13 protein-coding genes and 1 tRNA gene are annotated in these 20439 nt (G+C 68.3%); 5 read left to right on the forward strand and 9 right to left on the reverse strand.

The features are described 5' to 3' along the window. From V6M56_RS13620 to V6M56_RS13635, 4 genes are all read right to left on the reverse strand, one after another. Complete coding sequence (locus V6M56_RS13620) at positions 1-372, reverse strand: response regulator (RefSeq protein WP_332684518.1); 372 nt, start codon at positions 370-372, stop codon at positions 1-3. Beyond that, entirely contained in the window at positions 329-4774 is a 4446-nt protein-coding gene (locus V6M56_RS13625) for a PAS domain S-box protein (protein WP_332684521.1), read from the reverse strand. Before V6M56_RS13625 ends, V6M56_RS13620 begins: the two co-directional genes overlap by 44 nt. Before the next feature lie 240 nt (positions 4775-5014). Then, positions 5015-5090, reverse strand: a tRNA-Ala gene (locus V6M56_RS13630). Positions 5091-5264: 174 nt separating this feature from the next. After that, entirely contained in the window at positions 5265-5660 is a 396-nt protein-coding gene (locus tag V6M56_RS13635) for a TIGR02300 family protein (protein WP_332684523.1), read from the reverse strand. Positions 5661-6060: 400 nt separating this feature from the next. Here V6M56_RS13635 and cmk point away from each other — a divergent pair, with 400 nt between their 5' ends. After that, positions 6061-6729, forward strand: coding sequence for a (d)CMP kinase (cmk, locus tag V6M56_RS13640; protein WP_332684524.1), 669 nt, complete (start codon positions 6061-6063; stop codon positions 6727-6729). Between the two features lie 245 nt (positions 6730-6974). Further along, positions 6975-7784, forward strand: a complete 810-nt coding sequence (locus tag V6M56_RS13645; protein ID WP_332684525.1) for a DUF1194 domain-containing protein — start codon at positions 6975-6977, stop codon at positions 7782-7784. Positions 7785-7797: 13 nt separating this feature from the next. On the opposite strand, the gene V6M56_RS13650 is transcribed toward V6M56_RS13645, so the two are convergent. After that, positions 7798-8994: a multidrug effflux MFS transporter gene (locus V6M56_RS13650; RefSeq protein WP_332684527.1), complete on the reverse strand. Its 1197-nt coding sequence runs from the start codon at positions 8992-8994 to the stop codon at positions 7798-7800. A 218-nt stretch (positions 8995-9212) separates the two neighbouring features. Next, complete coding sequence (locus V6M56_RS13655) at positions 9213-10619, reverse strand: sodium:proton antiporter (RefSeq protein ID WP_332684545.1); 1407 nt, start codon at positions 10617-10619, stop codon at positions 9213-9215. Between the two features lie 183 nt (positions 10620-10802). Here V6M56_RS13655 and V6M56_RS13660 point away from each other — a divergent pair, with 183 nt between their 5' ends. Then, entirely contained in the window at positions 10803-11591 is a 789-nt protein-coding gene (locus tag V6M56_RS13660) for a class II glutamine amidotransferase (RefSeq protein WP_332684530.1), read from the forward strand. Between the two features lie 70 nt (positions 11592-11661). Continuing rightward, positions 11662-14184 (forward strand): ATP-dependent helicase HrpB, encoded by a 2523-nt coding sequence (gene hrpB, locus V6M56_RS13665; protein WP_442881157.1) that lies wholly within the window; start codon positions 11662-11664, stop codon positions 14182-14184. Positions 14185-14431: 247 nt separating this feature from the next. On the opposite strand, the gene V6M56_RS13670 is transcribed toward hrpB, so the two are convergent. Further along, positions 14432-16576 carry a transglycosylase domain-containing protein gene (locus V6M56_RS13670; protein ID WP_332684535.1) on the reverse strand — a complete coding sequence of 715 codons (2145 nt, stop codon included), beginning with the start codon at positions 16574-16576 and terminating at the stop codon, positions 14432-14434. 436 nt (positions 16577-17012) lie between these two features. Here V6M56_RS13670 and V6M56_RS13675 point away from each other — a divergent pair, with 436 nt between their 5' ends. Beyond that, complete coding sequence (locus V6M56_RS13675) at positions 17013-17411, forward strand: DoxX family protein (RefSeq protein WP_332684537.1); 399 nt, start codon at positions 17013-17015, stop codon at positions 17409-17411. Positions 17412-17552: 141 nt separating this feature from the next. Here the strand turns inward: V6M56_RS13675 and trxA are convergent, their stop codons facing one another. Next, entirely contained in the window at positions 17553-17873 is a 321-nt protein-coding gene (trxA, locus tag V6M56_RS13680; RefSeq protein ID WP_332684538.1) for a thioredoxin, read from the reverse strand. A 109-nt stretch (positions 17874-17982) separates the two neighbouring features. Then, a partial coding sequence (locus V6M56_RS13685; protein ID WP_332684540.1) for a UvrD-helicase domain-containing protein occupies positions 17983-20439 on the reverse strand: 2457 nt, incomplete at its 5' end.

The following is a 20439-nucleotide window of genomic DNA, read 5'->3' on the forward strand; positions in this document are numbered from 1 at the left end:
TCAACCGCTGGCGCGCGCGCACGCCTCGGTGATCACCCGCTCCAGTTGTCGAGGCTCGTAGGGCTTTTGCAGGGTGACTTCGTCGCGGAATTCCTCCGCGAGGCCGTCGCTGCCATAGCCGCTGGCGAATACGAATGGAATGCGGCGCCGGCGCAGAACCTCTGCCACGGGGAAGGACTTCGCCCCACCCAGGTTGATGTCGAGGATCGCGAAGTCGATGTCTGCCTGCTCCGCGCACGTCGTTGCCTCATCGACCCGTGCGAGGCAGGCGACCACATGGTGTCCCATCTCCGACAGCAGGTCTTCAAGATGCATGGCGATGAGGGCTTCATCCTCGACGATCAGAATCTGTCTCGTCCCCTGCTTCGTCACGCTGTTCCCCCAGCAACTCCCGCCCGGCGGGCAGCGGCGCGACGATCGTGCACACAAGGCCGGAGGGCTCGTACTCAACGCTTACTTCGCCACCAAGTTCCGCCGCCAGGGCACGCTCGATCAGGCGGGAGCCGAAGCCCTTGCGCGTTGGCGGGGTGACGGGAGGCCCGTCGGTCTCTCGCCAATGCAGGATGAACCGGCGGCCGGCCTGTTCCCCCTCGATCAGCCAATTGATCGTGACCTGGCCGCTCTCGCAGGAAAGCGCGCCGTACTTCGCAGCATTGGTGCTGAGTTCGTGCACCGCCATGGAGATCGCCAGCGCGGCTTTCGGTGCAAGTCGAATCTCCGGGCCGGCGACCTGAAACCGGCCTTCTCCGCCCGCATGCGGCCTGAGCGTGTCGGTCATGATCTCCGCCAGCTTTGCGCTCTGCCAGCTTTCGCGAGTCAGCACGTCATGCGCCTGCGCCAGGTTGATCAGCCTGGCCCTGAATGTATCGCGCGCCTCGTCCAGCGACGATGCGTGGCCGAGCGTTTGCGAAGCGATGGACTGGATGACCGCCATCGTATTCTTGACGCGATGGTTGAGCTCGGCCATCAGCGTTTTCCGATGCTCGTCCGCACGCCGGCGCTCGGTCATGTCCCGCGCGATCGTGGACGCGCCGACGACCCGCCCCCTGGAATTGCCCAGCGGCGACAGCGTCAAGGAGACCCAGACCTGGCTCGCGTCCTTGCGCTGGCGGACCGTTTCGTAGTGCTGGATGTGTTCGGCCCTGCTGAGGCGGTCGAGGATGTCCAGCTCCTCGTCGCGGCGGTCCGCCGGCACCAGGGTCATGATCGATTTGCCGATCATCTCATCGGCGCCATACCCGAACAGCCGCTCCGCCCCGCTGTTCCATGTCGTGACGATGCCATCGAGGGTCTTGCTGATGATGGCGTCGTCGGATGACTCGACGATTGCGACGAGACGGCCCGCAAGTTCTTCGGCCCGCTTTCGTTCGGTAATGTCCACCAGCATGTTGACCGCGCCAGTGAGCTTGCCCGAGTCGTCGCGCAAGGGGGACGGATAGGCAAGGAACGGAACTCGGACGCCATCTGGTCGTTCGGCGACGGCTTCCACCCCCCGCATCGCTCTGTCCTCTTTCAGGGCAATCGCCATCGGGCATTCGCCATGCGGCAAAGGCGTGCCGTCCGGCCAAAACATGCGCCAGGACCCGCACCATTCATCCGTACCCAATTCCGGATCTCGGCCCCACAACTCGGCGGCGGCCGGATTGTAGGACGTGATCCGGCCTTCGGCATCGGTGGTGTAGACCGCGCCTGGGAGCGCTTCGATAAGGTCCTTCAGGCGCTGCTCGCTTGCGCGGTTGGCATTCTCGCGTTCCTTGCGCTCCGTGATGTCCTCGATGGCAAGCAGGATCAGTTCGTCGCGACCATCGCCTTGCGTGAGCTTGCGGGCGTTGAGCACCATGCGGCGTCGGCCGAGGTCGCGAAATTCGTGCTCGACCTCGTAGCCGATCACCTCCTTGTTCTTCGACAGCACCTTGTCGAGAAGGGCCCGCAGGGAAGGAATGTCCCATTGCCCGTTGCCGAGGTCATAGAGGAGGCGATTTTCGGCTTCCTTCGCAGCGACGCCGAACAGCTCGCAGAAGGCCGGATTGACCGACTGGACGCGCAGTCCGCTGTCGAGGACGAGCAGGGGCTGCCGGACGGTCCCGACGATGGCTTCGGCATAGACCCGCGCGTTGTCGACCGCTTCGGCGGCGCTCCGGCGCTCGGTGATGTCGCTGAAGCTGACGACGACACCCGCGATGTGGTTGTCGCGCGTGCGGTAGGGGAGCATGCGCCGCAGGTACCAGCGCCCGGCATCGCTTAAGACCTCGGCTTCGATGGTGGTGAGTTTCTTGAGCACCGTCTCGGCATCCGAGAGCAGGTTCACGTCGGAGAATTTCCGCGCGAAATGCGCGATCGGCCGGCCGATATCCGTCGTTACGAGATCGAAAAGCTCCTTCGTCGCCGGCGCGAACCAGTTGATCGCAAGCTTGCTGTCCAGAAACAGCGTCGCCGTCTCCGACCCTGCCAGCAGGTTGTTCAGGTCGTTGCCGGTTCGTTCCAGTTCGGAGATCTTGTGCTGAAGCTGGCTGTTGACGGTGGTCAATTCCTCGTTGAAGGACTGCATCTCTTCCTTCGATGTCTCCAGTTCCTCGTTGGTGGACTGGAGCTCCTCGTTCATCGAGGTGGCTTCCTCGTTCGACGCTTTTAGCTCCTCGTTGGCGGTCTCCAGATGCTCGATCGTGTTGCGCAACTCGGCGCGCATCGAGTCCAGTTCCTCCTGAAGTGCGCGCTCGCCGGAGTTGGTTTCCCCGGCATCATTCCCGCTGGGCGGCGGGTTGGAAGCGCTGGTCGGTCCCCCCGATGCGAAACTGACCAGAACGAGTTTGCCGCCTTGCGGCGAGGCGGGCAGCGGCATCACCGTCATGGCGACGTCCTGAGACGATCCGTTCCGATGCAGGCGGCCATAGGCCGTGACGCTCTTGTCGCCTTTTGTAGCCTCACGTATCGCGCCACGAAGATTCAGGGCCAATCCGTCGCGCGCCATGGCCAGCAGGTCCCTGGTCGGCTCCCCTGACGGATGCTCCAGATAGTCGTGCGTCGTGCCGTGGAAGTAGACGACGCGGCCCTTCTGGTCGATCAGCACGGAGGCGGGGGCGTAGCGCTCCAGCAGGGCCCGCCTTGCGATGTCGGCGACGGGCGCGGAGGCGATTTCGGAAGGCAGTGGCATTGGTTCGCCGATTGCCGTTCCGGCCGATCCTCGCGGCAGCCGATAATCGATGAGATCATGCCGCGTCGGCCCGGTCCGGCCGTATATGCGCCATTTCTTCGAAACCGTTTCGAAGAGGTCGTCATGGCGCCCGATCGTCTCGGCGTTGCCGAGAAACAGATGCCCATCCGGACGCAGGGCGAAATGGCATTGGGCGATGATGCGCCGTTGCGCCTCCGGCTCCAGATAGATCAGGAAATTGCGGCATGAAACGATGTCGAGGCGCGAGAACGGCGGATCGCGGAGCAGGTTATGCGCCGCGAAGACCACCATATCGCGAAGCTCCTTGCTGACCTGAAAGGAGCCGTCGAGCTTTTCGAAGAAGCGCCGGACCCGTTCGGGGGGAAAGCCGGCGAGCGCAGCGGCTGGATAGATGCCGTCGCGCGCCTTGCGCAGGTTATCCTCCTGCGCATCCGTGGCGAACACCTTCAGGTCGAAGCGCTTTCCGGCCGCTTCCGCCTGCTCGGTCACCAACATGGCGATGGAATAGGCTTCCTCTCCCGTCGCGCAGGCCGGAACCCAGACCCGAACCGATCCGCCATTCTCCCGCTCGGCGACGAGGGGCGAGATCACCAGCTCGCCGAGCGCCTTCCATGCCTCCGGGTCACGGAAGAACCCGGTGACGCTGATCATCAGATCGGCGACCAGCGTGGCGACCTCGTCCGGATTGTTCCGTAGGTCGTGGAGATAGTCGGCGAGGGTCTCGATGTTCCGGAGCCCCATCCGGCGATGAATGCGCCGCCTGAGCGTGTTGCGCTTGTAGCTGCCGAAATCATGTCCGTTGCGGGCGCGCAAGACCTCCAGGACCTGCTCGATCGTTGCTTCGCTTCGCGAAGGGCTGGGCTCGACTGCGGCAGGAGCGGAGACATAGTCGTGCTGGAGATAGGCGAGGAGCGCCTCCGGCATCTTTTCCGGCGGGAGCACCTGGTCGGCGAGTCCCGCCGTGATTGCGCTCCTCGGCATGCCGTCGAACTTGGCCGTTTCCGGCGCCTGCACCAGGCTCATGCCGCCTTCGGCGCGGATCTCCTTCAACCCATCGGTGCCGTTGCTTCCGGTTCCGGAAAGCACGATCGCGACAGACCGCTCGCGCTGCTCCGCCGCGATCGAGGCAAACAGAACATCGACCGGGTGCCGCTGACCGCGTGGTTCCGACGGTCTCGACACCTTCAATCCGCCCCCCGACAATTTGAGGTCGGTGTCGGGAGCGATGACGTAGACGTGGTCGGGCGCGAGCGCCATTCCGTCCTCGACCTGCACGACGGGCATTTGCGTGCGGGCACTCAGGATCCGGGCCATCTCGCTCTCGCGCTTCGGATCGAGATGCAGCACCACGACGAAGGCGCAGCCGCTGTCGGCCGCCATGGCATCGAAGAAGCTGCCCAGCGCCTCGATGCCACCTGCCGAGGCGCCGATACCGACGACAGGGATGGTCATCGCAGGAGCGGGATTGGCATCGGCTGTCTCGTCGATACGCTCGCGCCTCGCTCTCGGGGCGCGCTTCGACTGGTCGAGCCCTCGATTTGCTTGTTTCGCCATGAGCGCCTGTTCATGTACGGCCAGGATCACAAAGCGACGCCAGCCCACGCGTTGGTCCAGCGTAAGCTTCGCATGGCCCCGAGCACATCACAATGAAGCGCGCCGAGTGTTCGAGCGCTGCGCATTGTTGCGCGGCCGGTTGGTGGCTGGCCGATGCTGCCGAACGACCGCTCAACGAACAGTTGGCCGTGGTTCGCATGCCGTCATGGACCGCGCATGTGTACCGAACAGCGCGCCAAGACGCTGCAATCTAACGATTTTTCAGAATGTCGATGACTTGGAAGGAGATGGTGGAGCCAGGCGGAATCGAACCGCCGACCTCTTGAATGCCATTCAAGCGCTCTCCCAACTGAGCTATGGCCCCACTGGCCCGGCCGCCTTGGGGAGTGGCCGGTATTCCTTGAAGATCGCGGGCTCCTTGGAGCCTGTCGCGGTCCGCCGCGGCAGCGGCGAAGCGCTCTATAGGCAGGCTTGCGCCAAGACTCAAGCACCAATGTGAGCCGAATGTCGCTTATCGACATTCGGCGTCGGCATGGGCTCAGGCGTCCTCGTCGCCCTCGATGTCGCCGTCGATCAGGTCGGCGACATCGTCGTCGCCTTCCTCGTCCTCTTCCAGGAAGGTGTCGTCGTCGGTAGCGGCGCCGTCATCCTCGATCTCGATGTCGTCGTCGCTGGTGACGACCGGCTGCTTCTCGGCCGTATCGGCATCGGCCTCGTCGAGCGAGACGAGCTCGACCGCGCTGTCGGCGACCTCGGCCTCTTCCTCGTCATCGGCCGGCTTGGGGGCGGCCGCGGCCTTGGCCTGCGGCTCGAACACCGAGCGCGGATAGGATTGGCCGGTATAGGGCGAGACGATCGGATCCTTGTCGAGATCGTAGAATTTGCGGCCTGTCACGGGACAAACGCGCTTGGTACCAAGTTCCGTTTTCGCCACGGCGTCGGACCTTCGAGTTTCGTGCGGAGGGTTCTGAAAAGCAGGGGCGTCCGTTAGTCGGGCGTGACGCGCCTGTCAAATGCTGATTTGCGCGGCGGCGGATGTCGGCCCCTTCGCCGGGAAAGCCGCCTCCCCTTGCCGGGGCGCCGCGCCGCGTCGGGCCGTCATCGGACGGTCGCGCCCGAAGGCGAAAAACCCGCTGCCGCCCCGCCGCTTGGCATGCCGCGAAAACCCGCACCCGCTTCCTCGCGTCATGCTCTTGAGCATGTTCCGCAAAACTGGAAACCGGCTTTGCGATCGGGACATGCTCTCCGGCGCGAATTCTTTCCGTTCGGCCGATTCCAGCCGAACGGAAAGCGCGCTAAAGGTTCGCCGCCCTGCCGACAGCCCAGAGATGCCCGTGGTCCCTCCGCAACAAACCCCGACAGCGAAGACCGGACGCCTCGTCATCGCCGTCGACGGGCCGGCGGCCTCGGGCAAGGGCACGCTGGCGCGCCGGCTCGCGGCGCATTACCGCCTGCCCTATCTCGATACCGGCCTGCTCTACCGGATGGTGGCGCGCGCCATGCTCGATGCCGGCCTCGGGCTCGACGATGCGCAGGCCGCGGCGGCCGCCGCCGCAGGCTTCGACGAGAAGGCGTTCGACGAGGCCGGCCTGCGCGGCCGCGAGATCGGCGAGGCCGCCTCCGTCGTCGCCGCGATTCCCGCCGTGCGGCGCGCCCTCATCGACCGGCAGCGTGATTTCGCCGCGGCGCCGTCCGGGGCGGTGCTGGACGGGCGCGACATCGGCACGGTGATCTGCCCCGACGCCACCGTGAAGCTCTTCGTCACCGCGACGCCGGAGGTGCGCGCGGCGCGGCGGCACAAGGAGCTCTCAGCCCGCGGCGAGGTTGCCGCATTCGAGGGCATCCTCGCCGATATCCGCCGGCGCGACGCCAGGGACAGCGGTCGCGGCGACGCACCGCTGAAGGCGGCCGAGGACGCGATTCTGCTCGATACCTCGGCGCTCGGCGTGGACGAGGCCTTCGCGGCGGCGCTCTCCATCGTGGAAAAGCGCCGCTTCGTGTAGCGCGCTTCCGTTCGGCCGGAATCGGCCGGCCGACAAGAATTCGAGCCGGATCAATATCTTGAGCATGTTCTGATCGCAAAAGTGGTTTTCACTTTTGCGGAACATGCCCTGACCTGCGCCGCATTCGCTCTTGGCGCGGCCCGAAACTGGGCGCAGACTTCCGCGATATTCGTTTGAAGCCCGCCTTCGCCCGAATTGCCCCGCTTTCCGGCGTCACGCTTCGACGACAGGTGACGGAGGTGGCGATGCGGCCTTGGTTGTTCGGTCTCTTGGGTCTCTCGGCTGCCGCCCTCTGGCCGGCCGCGGCCGCCGATGCGCAGCCGGCAGCTGCCCCGCCGGAGGAGGTCGATGTCGCGCTGGTCCTGGCGGTCGACGTCTCCTACTCGATGGATCTCGACGAGCTCGCCTTGCAGCGCAACGGCTATATCGAGGCCTTCCGCTCGCGCCAGCTCCACGAGGCCATCGCCAAGGGCTCGCTCGGCAAGATCGCGGTCACCTATTTCGAGTGGGCGGGTGGCGACTTCCAGCACGTCGTCAAGCCCTGGACCGTGATCGAGACGCCGCAATCGGCGATCGCCTTCGCCGAGGAACTGGGCGAGGCCCCGACGCGGCGCGGCCGGCGCACCTCGATCTCGGGGGCGATCGACCTCGGGGTCGACCTGCTGGAGAAGAGCAATGTCGCCGCCCTGCGCCGGGTCATCGACATCTCCGGCGACGGCGCCAACAATGACGGCCGGCCGGTGACGCAGGCGCGCGACGAGGCGCGCGACAAGGGCATCAGCATCAATGGCCTGCCGGTGATGCTGAAGGCGGCGAGCTATTTCGACATCGACAATCTCGACGTCTACTACGAGGACTGCGTCGTCACCGGCATCGGTGCCTTCGTCATCCCGATCCGCGAGCGCCACCAGTTCGTCGACGCCACCCGGACCAAGCTGGTGCGCGAGATCGCCGAGGCGCCGCCGCAGGAGCGGATCGAGAAGGCGCAGTCCCGCCCGCCCCGGGTCGGCTGCCTCGCCGGCGAGCGGCAATGGCGCGACCGGATGGGCAACTGACGGCCGCGGTCGCTCAGGGCTTGGCGGCGCGGGCCGCGGCGCTGGCGCGGAACAGCACCAGCGCCGCGACGCCGATCGCCGACATCACCAGCGGCAGGGGCAGCGCCGAGGCCTCGAGCAGATGGCCGACCAGCAGGCCGACGCAGCCCGAGAGCAGCATCTGGCAGAGCCCGGTGAAGGAAGAGGCCGCCCCCGCCCGGTCGGGGAACGGCATCATCGCCGCGGCCTGCGATTGCGGCATGGTCAGCCCGACGCCGCAGGCATAGAGCGCCATCGGGCCGACGACGCCGAGCGCCCCGCCGAAGCCGCTGGCGACGCAGGCGAGCATCGACAGGCCGCCACCGGCGAGACAGGCGACGCCGAGCGCGATCACGCCGTCGAGACCACGCCGGCCGACCAGGCGCTGGGCCAGGATGGTGCCGAGGATATAGCCGAGCACGGCGAAGCCGAAGGACAGGCCAAAGGCCGGGGGCGACAGCCCGTAGATCCCGATCAGCACGAAGGACGAGCCGGAGATGAAGGCGAAGAGCCCGGCATAGGCGAGCGAGGTCAGGCTGACATAGACCCGGTAGGCCGGATTCTGCAGCAGCACGCCGAAACTGCGGAAGATCGCCAAGAAGGACAGCCGCTCCGGCGAGCGCTGGCGAATCGTCTCCGGCATGATCGTGATCACCACCGCCAGGATGACCAGCCCGAAGGCGAGGCTGGCGAGGAAGGTCGAGCGCCAGCCGAAGGCGTCCTGCAGCAGCCCGCCGGCGAGCGGGGCGACGGCCGGCACGAGGCCCATGATCATGCCCATCCGCGCCAGTTCGCGGCCGGCGCGCGGCCCGTCATAGAGATCGCGCACCATGGCGCGGCCGAGCACGATCGGCCCCGACGCCCCGAGCGCTTGGGCGAAGCGCGCGCCGATCAGCGCCTCGATCGAAGGCGCGAGCGCGCAGGCGAGCGTGGTGACGAGGAACAGGCAAAGCCCGATCAGCAGCACCGGCCGGCGGCCGAGCCGGTCCGAGAGCGGCCCCCAGACGAGCTGCCCGGCGGCGAAGCCGAACAGGAAGGCCGAGAGCGTCGCTTGCGCGCCGGCGACATCGGTGCCGAGCGCACGGACGATTTCCGGCAGCGAGGGCAGGTAGAAATCGGTCGAGAGCGGCCCGAGCGCCGTCAGCATGGCGAGGACGGCGGTCATCGCCAGCGTGTCGGGGCGCAAGGTCATAGGGGCGGCGTCTCTTTTCTCGAACGCCGCTCGTTTAGAGCATGTCGGTTCGCGACGGAACCACACGGTCATTCCGGGGCGGCCGAAGGCCGAGCCTGGAACCCATGACCACGACGGTGACCGGAAGAAGACGAGCGTCGCGCCAAACTTGCCCGTCTCTGCGGCTTTGGGTTCCGGGCCCGCCGCTGCGCGGCGTCCCGGAATGACCGTCGGGCATCTCAGCGGAAGAAGATCAGCGTCTGCAGCAGGAAGATCGGGATCAGGATCGCGCCGGACCAGAGCATGTAGCCGAAGAAGCTCGGCATCGCGACCTTCCGGTCCTTGGCGATGGCGTAGACCATGAAGTTGGGCGCGTTGCCGATATAGGTGTTGGCGCCCATGAAGACCGCGCCGGCCGAGATCGCGGTCAGCGTCAGCGCCCCCGTCGTCATCAGCTTCTGGGCGTCGCCGCCGGCGAGCTCGAAGAACACCAGATAAGTCGGGGCATTGTCGAGGAAGGAAGAGAGGCCGCCGGTTAGCCAGAAATAGGCGACGTTGTTGGGGCTGCCGTCGGGATTGCTGACCAGCGCGACCAGCGGCGCGAAAGCGCCGTCCTTGCCGGCCTGCAGCATCGCCAGCACCGGGATGATGCAGGCGAAGATTCCGGCGAAGAGCTTGGCGACCTCCTTGATCGGCCCCCAGCTGAATTCGTTCCCGGCGCGCACCGGCTTCGGCGTCAGCATGAGCGAGAGGAAGGCGAGCCCGAGCAGCGCGACGTCGCGCACGAGGTTCTGGAGCTCGACATGGACGCCGTGGATGTCGAAGACGATCCCCGGCTTCCAGGTCGCCGACATCAGGATGGCGAGGATGACGCCGCCGAGCAGCGGGAAGTTGACCCGGCCATAGAGCTTGATGGCGCGGTCCGGGGTCGGGTCCTTCAGCGGCGGCAGGCCGCCTTCCTTGCGGAACAGGTAGCTGTCGAGCCCATAGAACAGCACCAGCAGGATCGCGACCGCGAAGCTGGTTTCCGGCAGCAGATGCGTCGTCGTCCAGAAGAAGCTGATGCCGCGCAGGAAGCCGAGGAAGAGCGGCGGGTCGCCGAGCGGGGTCAGCGAGCCGCCGATATTCGAGACCAGGAAGATGAAGAAGACCACGACATGGACATTGTGGCGTCGGTCGTCATTGGCGCGCAGCAACGGGCGGATCATGATGATCGAGGCACCCGTGGTCCCGACGAAGCTCGCCATCAGCGTGCCGATGGCGAGCAGCGCCGTATTGGTCGCCGGCGTGCCGCGCAGATTGCCCATCACCAGGATGCCGCCGGCGATGGTGAACAGCGAGAACAGCAGGATGATGAAGGGGATGTATTCGAGCAGCGCGGTGTGCAGCAGCGCGCCCAGCGCCGGGTCGAAGCCGCGCAGCAGCATCAGCGGCACCAGCAGGATGAGCGACCAGAAGGCGGCGAACTTGCCGTAATGATGCTCCCAGAAATGCGGGAACAGGATCGGCCCGAGCGCGATCGAGAGCAGCATGCCGGCGAAGGGCAGGGCCCAGGCGAGGCTCATCGTCGCGCCGCCGATATCTGAGGCGGCCAGCGCGCTTTCCGGAACGAGCCCGAGGACGAGGGCCGCGCCCGCTACCGACATCATCGCTTTCAAGGCTTCCCCCCGCCCGCTTGGCGCGGGACTGTCTGCATCGGATCGCCTTGCTGGTTAAACGATGCCCGGAGGGGTCGCAACCGCCGCGCCCGGAGGCCGTTATGGCGGCATTCATGCTTGTCGCACATTCTCCTCCCGCGGCGTCCCGCCGCGCCTGATTCGGGACCGACCATGTGCCGCTTCCTCGCCTATGCCGGCGCTCCGGTGTTCCTGGAGGATCTCGTCGCCGCGCCCTGCCATTCGCTGATCCACCAGTCGCTGCACGCCGAGGAGGCCAAGACCGGCACCAATGGCGACGGCTTCGGCGTCGGCTGGTATGGCGAGCGGCCCGAGCCCGGCCAGTATCGCGAGATCCGCCCGGCCTGGTCGGACGAGAATCTGCTCTCGATCGCCCGGCTGGTGCGCTCGCATCTGTTCTTCGCGCATGTCCGCGCCGCGACCGGCACGGCGACGACGCGGGCCAATTGCCACCCTTTCGTCCATGGCCGGCATCTCTTCATGCACAATGGCCAGATCGGCGGTTACGCGCTGATCCGGCGCCGGCTCGAGAGCCTGATCCCGGATGCGCTCTACAGCGCGCGCGTCGGCACCACCGATTCGGAGGCGCTGTTCCTGCTGGCGCTGGCGCGGATGGGCGAAGGGGCCGCTCCCGGCGAGGCTTTGGCAGGCGCGCTCGGCGACGCGTTTGCCCTGATGCAGGAGGCCGGAATCCGCGAGCCGCTGCGCTGCGCCGCAGCGCTCGCCGATGGCGATTCCATCCATGCGGTGCGCTGGTCCTCCGACGAGAAGCCGCCGACGCTCTATCTCTGCGACCGCGGCGACGCCGTGGTGATCGCCTCCGAGCCGGTCGATGCGGCGCGCGAATGCTGGCAGGCGCTGCCCTGCAACACGCTGGTCTCGGTCAAGGCCGGGGCGGTGACGGTCACGCCCTTCGAGATCGGGCTGCGTCAGGCCGCCTGAGGCCGCCGCCTTTACGGTCGCGCCGGCCGGACGCTTGCACAAGGCCGGGCCTGCGGTCCACATGCCGTCCATGCGCCGCTTCGACACCCCTCTGCCGATCGATGCCGTCCTCGAGCGCCTCGCGGCGACGCTGCGCGAGCGCCCGAACGCCGTACTCGTCGCCCCGCCCGGCGCCGGCAAGACGACGCGCGTGCCGCTCGCTCTGCTCGACGAGCCCTGGGCCAAGAACGGCGACAAGGACGGCGGCAAGGGCGGCAAGCTGGTCGTGCTCGAACCGCGCCGGCTCGCTGCCCGTGGCGCCGCCGCCCGCATGGCGCAGACGCTGGGCGAGCGCGTCGGCGAGACCGTCGGCCTAAGGGTCCGGCTCGGCTCGAAGATCGGCCCGAAGACGCGCATCGAAGTCGTCACCGAGGGCGTCTTCGCCCGGATGATCCTCGACGATCCGGCGCTGGAGGGCGTTGCCGCCGTGCTCTTCGACGAGTTCCACGAGCGTTCGCTCGATGCCGATTTCGGTCTGGCGCTGGCGCTCGACGCCCAGAGCGGCCTGCGCGAGGATCTGCGCATCCTGGTGATGTCGGCGACGCTCGACGGCGCCCGCGTCGCGCGCCTGCTCGGGCAGGCGCCGGTGGTCGAGAGCCAGGGCCGCGCTTTTCCCGTCGAGACGCGCTATCTCGGCCGCGATCCGCTGAAGCGCATCGAGGATCAGGTCACCGCAGCGGCATTGCTGGCGCTGAACGAGCAGAAAGGCTCGCTTCTCGTCTTCCTGCCGGGGCAGGGCGAGATCAGGCGCGTCGAGGAGCGGCTGCGCGAGAAGATACGCGATCCCGCTGTCGAGATCGCGCCGCTCTACGGTGCGCTCGACCAGGCCGAGCAGGACCGGGCCGTGCTGCCGGCGCCGCCCGGCCGGCGCAAGGTCGTGCTCGCCACGGCCATCGCCGAGACCTCGCTGACCATCGAGGGCGTGCGCGTGGTGATCGATTCAGGCCTGGCGCGGGTGCCGCTTTACGAGCCCGATATCGGCGTCACCCGCCTCGTCACCCAGCGCGCCAGCCGCGCCGCCTGCGACCAGCGCCGCGGCCGCGCCGGGCGGACTGAAGCAGGCATCTGCTACCGGCTCTGGGAGGAGGCCGGCAATGGTGCGCTCGAGGCCTTCGCCCGGCCCGAAATCCTCTCGGCCGACCTCGCGCCGCTGCTGCTCGACTGTGCCGCCTGGGGCGTCACCGACCCCGCCACCCTCGCCTTCCTCGACACGCCGCCGGCGCCGGCGCTGAAGGAGGCCCGCACCCTGCTCGCCGATCTCGGCGGGCTCGACCCCGATGGCCGTATCACCGCCGCCGGAACGGCGTTGCAGGCGCTGCCCTTGCCGCCGCGCCTCGCCCATATGGTGACCGGCGCCGCGGCCTTCGGCGAGGCCGGGCGGGCGGCGCTGCTGGCGGCGCTGCTGGTCGAGCGCGGGCTCGGCGGCGAGGCGCTCGATCTCGCCGAGCGGCTCGAACGCTTCGAGCGCGAGCGCGGCGGCCGCGCCGGCGAGATGCGCCGCCTCGCCGAGGGCTGGGCCCGGCAGGCGACGGCGAAAGTGCCGAAGGGCGGCGAGCGCGCGCTCTCGCCCGGTTTCCTGCTGGCGCTCGCCTTCCCCGATCGCGTCGCCAAGGCGCGCCAGCCGGGCTCCGGCCAGTACCTGCTCGCCAATGGTCGCGGCGCGGCGCTGGAGCCGGGCCAGAGGCTGGCACGCGAACCCTTCCTCGTCATCGGCGAGATGACCGGCAGCGCGGCGCAGGCACGCGTCCTGAGCGCCGTCGCCATCGCCGAGGCCGAGATCGTCGAGCTCGCCGCGTCCGGCCTGATTCGCACGGTTCTGTCCGAACAGGCGGAGACGGTGTTCGACCGCACGGCGAAGGCGCTGCGCGCCCGCGCCAGCCGCCGCTTCGGCGCGCTGGTCCTGGCCGAGCGGCCCCTGCCGGTCGAGGCTTCGGCCGAGAACGCCGCGGTGCTCGCCAAAGGCATCGCCGCCATCGGCATCGACGCCCTGCCCTGGAGCCGGGCGCAGGCGCAGTTGCGCGAGCGCGTCGCCTTCCTGCGCGCAGCCGAGGGGCCGGACGGCGGCTGGCCGGACCTTTCCGATCAAGGGCTGGCGGAAGGCGCGGCCGACTGGCTCGCACCGCACATCGTCGGCCGCACCTCGCTTGCCGCGATCACGCCGGCCGATCTCGACGGCGCGCTGGCCGCGCTGCTGCCCTGGGATCTGAAGCGCCGGCTCGACGCCGAGGCGCCGACGCATTTTTCCGCGCCGACCGGCTCGCAGCTTGCCGTCGACTATGGCGCCGAGGCCGGGCCGACGATCTCGGTTCGGGTACAGGAGCTGTTTGGCCTGGCGCGGCATCCGGCGCTTGCCGGCGGGCGCGTGCCGCTGGTGCTGGAGCTGCTCTCGCCGGCGCATCGGCCGATCCAGGTGACTCGCGATCTGCCGGGCTTCTGGCGCGGCTCCTGGGCGGAGGTGAAGGCGCAGATGAAGGGGCGCTATCCGCGCCATCCCTGGCCGGACGATCCGGCGGCCGCGCCACCGACGATGCGCGCCAAGCCGCGCGGGACGTGAAGGCGCCACGCGTCATTCCGGGGCGGGCCGAAAGGCCTGAGCCCGGAAGCCATGACCACGACGCTTGCCGTCATTGCGAGGTGGCTTCAGCCGGCGAAGCAATCCAGGAGCGGCAGGTCGCGGCGGCAGGTCCCCCTAGATTGCTTCGCTGCGCTCGCAATGACGAGGGAAACGCTGGAGGCAACGTGTTCATGGGTTCCAGGCTCTTCGCTGCGCGAAGCCCCGGGAATGACGCGCCTGTTCGGCGTCAGCCGCCGAACAGGCGCTCCAGGAAGTTCTTCTCCTGCGGCGGCGGCGGGACCCAGGCGCGGTCGCCTTGGGGCGCGGGCTGCGACGGACGCGGCGCGACCCCGGCGACAGGCTCGCCTTGCTCGAAGATCGATTTCGGGCCGCTATGCCAGAGCCCGCCCGGCAGCGGTGCCGGCTGCTGGCCGGCATGGGCGGCCTTCATGAACCGGCTCCAGATCTCGCCCGGCAGGCCGCTGCCATAGACCCGCTTCATCGCGCTGTTGTCGTCATTGCCCAGCCAGACCGCGGTCACCAGCCGGGCGCTGAAGCCGACGAACCAGGCATCGCGGAAATCCTGCGTCGTGCCCGATTTGCCACCCATCTCCCAGCCCGGCAGATTGGCCTTGCTGCCGGTGCCGCGCACCATGGTCTCGTGGAACATGGTGTTCATCATCGAGAGGATCTGCGGCTTCACCACCTCGCCGAAGCCCGAGCCCTTGCGGGCGTAGAGCACCTTGCCGGTGAGCGTCTTCACTTCGCGGATGACATAGGGCAGCACGCCGTTGCCGCCATTGGCGAAGGTCGCAAAGGCGCTGGTCAGCTCGATCGGCGTCACCTCCGAGGTGCCGAGCGCCAGCGAGGGGTTGGCCTGCAGCGCCGAATTGATGCCGAGGCGCTGGGCGACGCGCACCACCTCCCGGGGGCCGACCTCCTGGTTGAGCTTGACGGCGATGGTGTTGAGCGACAGGGCGAAGGCGGTCTGCAGCGTCACCGGGCCGCGATAGGTGCGGCTGTTGTTCTCCGGCTGCCAGCCCTTGATCGAGACCGGCGAATCGTCGCGGATCGCGTCGGGCGTCAGGCCGCTCTCCAGCGCCGCCAGATAGACGAAGGGCTTGAAGGCCGAGCCCGGCTGGCGCTTGGCCGCCGCGGCGCGGTTGAACTGGCTCTTGGTGTAGTCGCGCCCGCCGATCAGCGCGCGCAGCGCCCCGTCCGGCGCCATCGAGACGACCGCGCCCTGGCTGACGTTCTGCTTGGCGCCCTGCGCGTTCAGCGCCTCGACCAGCATGGTCTCGGCATTGGCCTGCAGCTTCGGGTCGAGGGTGGTGAGGACGGTGACGTCGCCCTCGATCGCGCCGATGAAATCGTCGAGCACGTCCATGACGTAGTCGGCGGCGTAGTTGACCGAGCCGGCGCCGACGCGCTCGGCCGCCTCGGCCGGCGCGACCAGTGCGCTCTTGGCGGCGGCCTGCGAGATCAGGCCTTGGTCGGCCATGGCCGAAATGACGAGATGGGCTCGTTTCTCCGCCGCTTCGGGGTTACGGTTGGGCGCCAGGCGCGAGGGTGCCTGGACGAGGCCGGCCAGCATCGCCGCCTCGGCGATGGTGACCGAGCGCGCCGACTTGTTGAAATAGCGCTGGGCGGCCGCCTCGACGCCATAGGCGCCGGAGCCGAAATAGACCCGGTTGAGATAGAGCTCGAGGATCTGGTCCTTGCTGTAGGTCCGCTCCAGCCAGAGCGAGAGGATCGCTTCCTGGATCTTGCGCGCCGCGGTGCGTTCCTGGGTCAGGAACAGGTTCTTGGCGAGCTGCTGGGTCAGGGTCGAGCCGCCCTGCACGCCGCCGCTCCGCGACAAGTTGTTGACCATGGCGCGGGTGAGGCCGATCGGGTCGATGCCGAAATGCTCGTAGAAGCGCTTGTCCTCGATGGCGACGAAGGCGTTCGGCAGGTAGGGCGGCACCTCGCCGAGCGTGATGGTGCGCCCGCCGGTCTCGCCGCGATTGGCCAGCAGCGATCCATCCGCCGCCAGGATCGCGATGTTCGGCGGCCGCTTCGGCACGGTGAGCTGGTGGATCGGCGGCAATTGCGCGGCGTGATAGGCGACCAGCCCGCCGAGCCCGAGCACGGCCCAGAGCCCGCAGACGATGCCCCAGTAGAACAGCCGGCCGAAGAAGGAGCCGCGCTTGCGACGCTGCTGGCGGCCACCGCGCCCTTCGGTCTTCTGGCGGCGCGGTTGCTGGCGCGGTGCCACCCGGTTCGTTCCTCCGCGATAGGGGCGGTCCTCGGCTGACAGGCGCAGTTCGTCGTCGTCGCGCTCGTAATCGTCGCGCGCGGGTTCGAATGAGGGCTCGCGCCGCTCTCCGCTCCGTCTCGTCCGGTCGTTCATTCCGCCCCGTTCAGGCCCCATGGCAGGCTCGTGACAGTTGAGCCGGCCAATTTCCAGACAGGATTCAAACATGGCGCTTTTAAGGGGGGGTTAAGCGCCAGTCGCAGCATCGCTAGAGCCGGATGATTTCAGATGGAATCGCGAAGCGCTTCCATCTGAAATCTGAATCCGTCTCTTATCAAAAGCTTGGAGCAGGATTCATGCGAAAAACCGGTTCCCACTTTTTCGCATCCTGCTCGAGCGAGGGGCGAAGTTTCCGGCGTGTGGCGGATTTGCCGCCCCCAGCCCCTACCGCCCTGCAAACGAGAATGTGAATTGATTGTCCACGGCGAGCCGACAACAACCCCGGAGCAGGAACTCTGCTTCTTTGCCAGCAAAGACAAGCGCTTGGAACAAATTACTCCAATTCTAGCCTGAACCGGAAAGTCATTCTCGCATGCAAGCCCTGAACTCCCTCGGCCGTTACGCGCCACAAACCCTTGCTCTGCTGCGCATCGTCACGGCACTGATCTTCATCGCACATGGCACGCAAAAGCTGTTCGGCTTCCCGGCTGCGCCGGCCAGCGGGCTGCCCGCGATGTTCACGCTGTTCTGGTTCGGCGCGATCCTGGAGGCGTTCGGCGGGCTCCTGATCCTGGTCGGGCTGTGGACACGCCCGGTCGCCTTCATCCTTTCGGGCCAGATGGCCTATGCCTACTGGTTGTTCCATGCCCCGCGCAGCGTCTATCCGCTGCTGAACGGCGGCGATGCGGCCATCCTCTACTGCTTCATCTTCCTCTACCTCGTCTTCGCCGGCGCTGGCGCCTGGGCGCTCGACAACCGCTCGAAGGGCTGAAGCGGCTTCGCCTCCCTATTGAGGCTCGTCATTCCGGAGCGGCGCTGCTGCGCGGCTTGTCCGGAATGAAGGCGCCGAGAAACAGAAAAAGCCCGCCCTCCTCGCGGAGGGCGGGCTTTTCGTCGTTTCAGGTCGAGATGCTCAGACCGCGGCCGAGATCCAGCGCGAGAGATCGCTCTTGGGCGCCGCGCCGACCTTCTGCGAGGCCAGCTTGCCGTCCTTGAACAGCATCAGGGTCGGGATCGAGCGGATGCCGAACTGGGCCGGGATCGCCTGGTTCTCGTCGACGTTCATCTTCACGATCTTGACCTTGCCGCCGAGCTCGCCGGCGATCTCCTCGAGCGCCGGGCCGATCATCCGGCAGGGGCCGCACCATTCGGCCCAGAAATCCACCACCACCGGCTCGGTCGCGTTGAGGACATCGGCCTCGAAGCTCGCATCGGTCACTTTCGTCGTCGCCATGGCCATCGCCTTTCGATTCGCGAGGCGGCTTGCGCGCCGCCATTCGCCTGCGAAGCTATGAACGGGCGCAGGCAGGGTCAAGGCTGGCTCACCTCACGGTGAAGCAGGGCTACCCTGCCAATGCCGCCAGGGCGGCGTCGAGTTCGGCGGCCGTCGGCTCGAGCACGGTCAGGGTCGCGGTGTAGATCGCCAGCGCCCGGACGCGCCGGCCGGGATAGATCTCGCCGATCAGCCGGCGATAGACGGCAAGCTGCGCCAGCGTGGTCGCCGGCAAGGCGGCAGCGTCCTTCGGCGGGCGCGCCGCGGTCTTGAAATCGGCGATCAGCACCTCGTCCGGCGTCGCTGCCAACCGGTCGATCCGGCCGATGACCGGCCGCCTCTGCCCGCCCGGCAGGGTGACTTCGCCGGCAAGCGGCGCTTCGGCGAGACTGCCCGCTGCAAACAGCGCCGCCAGTTCCGGCTGCTCGATCAGGGCCAGGGCGTCGGCGCAGATGCGCTGACGCCGCTCGGCCGAAAGGTTGCTGCCGCGCGCTTCCGCCAGGGCCCGCGCGGTGTCGCGGCGCCTTTCGGCCGGCATCTCGGGCAGGAGCTGGAGCAGCAGATGCGCCAGCCGCCCGGCCGCGGCGGCTTCGGCGAGGAACGGTCCGTCGGCCGGCCGCGCGGCCGCGTCGGCGGCGCCGAGCGCGTTGGAGGGCCGCAGCGGCGGCAAGGCGTCGTGCTCGGCCAAGGCCGTGCGGGCGAGCCAGCCCGGTGCCGCGGCGCGAGCCGGCGCGGCCTGCGCTTCCGGCGCCGCCTGCGCCTGCGGCTGCGAGACCATGAAGCGCCGGACCATGCCCTCGCCATCGGGCGCGGCGACCTCGCTTAGGCCGCTTGCGGAGGCGGCGAGCCCGAGCGCGGCCATGGCGTACCAGGAGCCCTCCGGCGCCTCGCCCTTGGCCTGCACGCCGCACAGGATCAGCCGCTCCTCGGCCCGCGTCATCGCGACATAGAGCAGACGGTGATGCTCCTCGATCATTTGCGCGACGATTTCATCCTTCGCGCCGCGCGTCGCAGCCGAATCGCCGGCTTTTGCCGGCGCCCAGATCGGCACCGGCACGCTGCCCGGCGCTTCGACGCCGATCAGCTTCGGCAGCCGCCGCTCGCCGGGAACCGGGCCGAGATCGGCGAGGATCACCACCGGCGCCTCCAGCCCCTTCGAGCCGTGCACCGTCATCACCCGGACCTCGCCGGCGCTGGCCGAGAGGTCGCGCTTCACCTGCGTCGCGACGGCACCGATATGGTGCAGGAAGCCGGCGAGCGAAGGCCCGTAGCGCCGCTCATGGTCGAGCGCGGCGCTGAGGAAAGCGTCGAGCGCGTCGCCGGCTTCCGGCCCCAGTCTTGCCAGTGCCAGGCTGCGCCCGCCTCCGGGACCGAGCAGGCCGGCGAAGAAGCGGAACGGGCCGTTGCGTCCGGCATCCTCGGCGAGTTCGGTCAGCCTTGCCTCGATCGCCGCATAGCGCGGCTCGTTCTCCGCCGCGGCCTGGAAGGCCTCGCGCAGCGATCCCTTCCGTTCCGGGGCGAAGCGCAGCAGGTCGTCGTCGGCGAGGCCGAAAAGCGGCGTCTTCAGCGTGATCGCCAGCGAAAGATCGTCCTGCGGCAGCAGGATGGCGCGGCCGAGCGCGACCAGGTCCTCGACGGCCGGGTGCTCGGCGAGCGTCAGTCGGTCGCGCCCGGCGACGGGCACGTTGCGATCCTTCAGCGCCTTGACGATCGCCTCGAACAGCGCGCCGCGCTGGCGCAGCAGGATCATCACATCGCCCGGCTTGAACGGCCGGCCGAGATCGTCGCGGCCGGCATCCTGCCAGCGCTTCAGCACCTCGGCGATGCGGGCGGCGAGCTTGACCAGCCCGGCGCGGCGCTCCGGCGCGTCGACCGGCGTCGTCCAGGCATCGGGCTTTTCGCCGGCATCGTCGGCGGAGATCGGCCAGAGATCGACGGCGCCGATCGCCGCCTGCCTGACCGTGTCGTGCCGCTCGGGGCCGGCCCCGCCATCGAAGACCAGCCCGCGCCAATGCGCTTCCGGCGCGAAGACGGCATCGACCGCCTGCATGATGTCGGGCGCCGAGCGGAAGGAGGTGTTGAGGCTGATCGGCGCGAAGCGCTGCTTGGCTTCGCGCAGGCGCTGGCCGAGCCTCGCCCGCTCCTCGCCGAAATGCCGTGGCGCGGCGCCCTGGAAGCCGTAGATCGACTGCTTCTCGTCGCCGACGACGAAGACGGTGCGCGGCCGCCTGAGCTCGCGCGCGCCTTCGCCGGCCGAGAATTCCTCGGCGAGGCGGCGCAGGATCGCCCATTGCGCCGCGCTGGTGTCCTGCGCCTCGTCGAGCAGGATGTGGTCGATGCCGGCGTCGAGCTTGTAGAGCGCCCAGGCCGGGTCGACCCGGTCGAGCAGCGAGCGCGTCTTGCCGATCAGATCGTCATAGTCGAGCAGCGAGCGCTGCGCCTTGAGGCGCTGATAGGCGGAAAGGATATGCGTCACCAGCACGGCGAGCGCATTGCTGCGTTCGCGCACCGCGATGGCGTTGAGCTG

This window comes from Allobosea sp. (assembly GCF_036675845.1).
GTDB lineage: Bacteria > Pseudomonadota > Alphaproteobacteria > Rhizobiales > Beijerinckiaceae > Allobosea.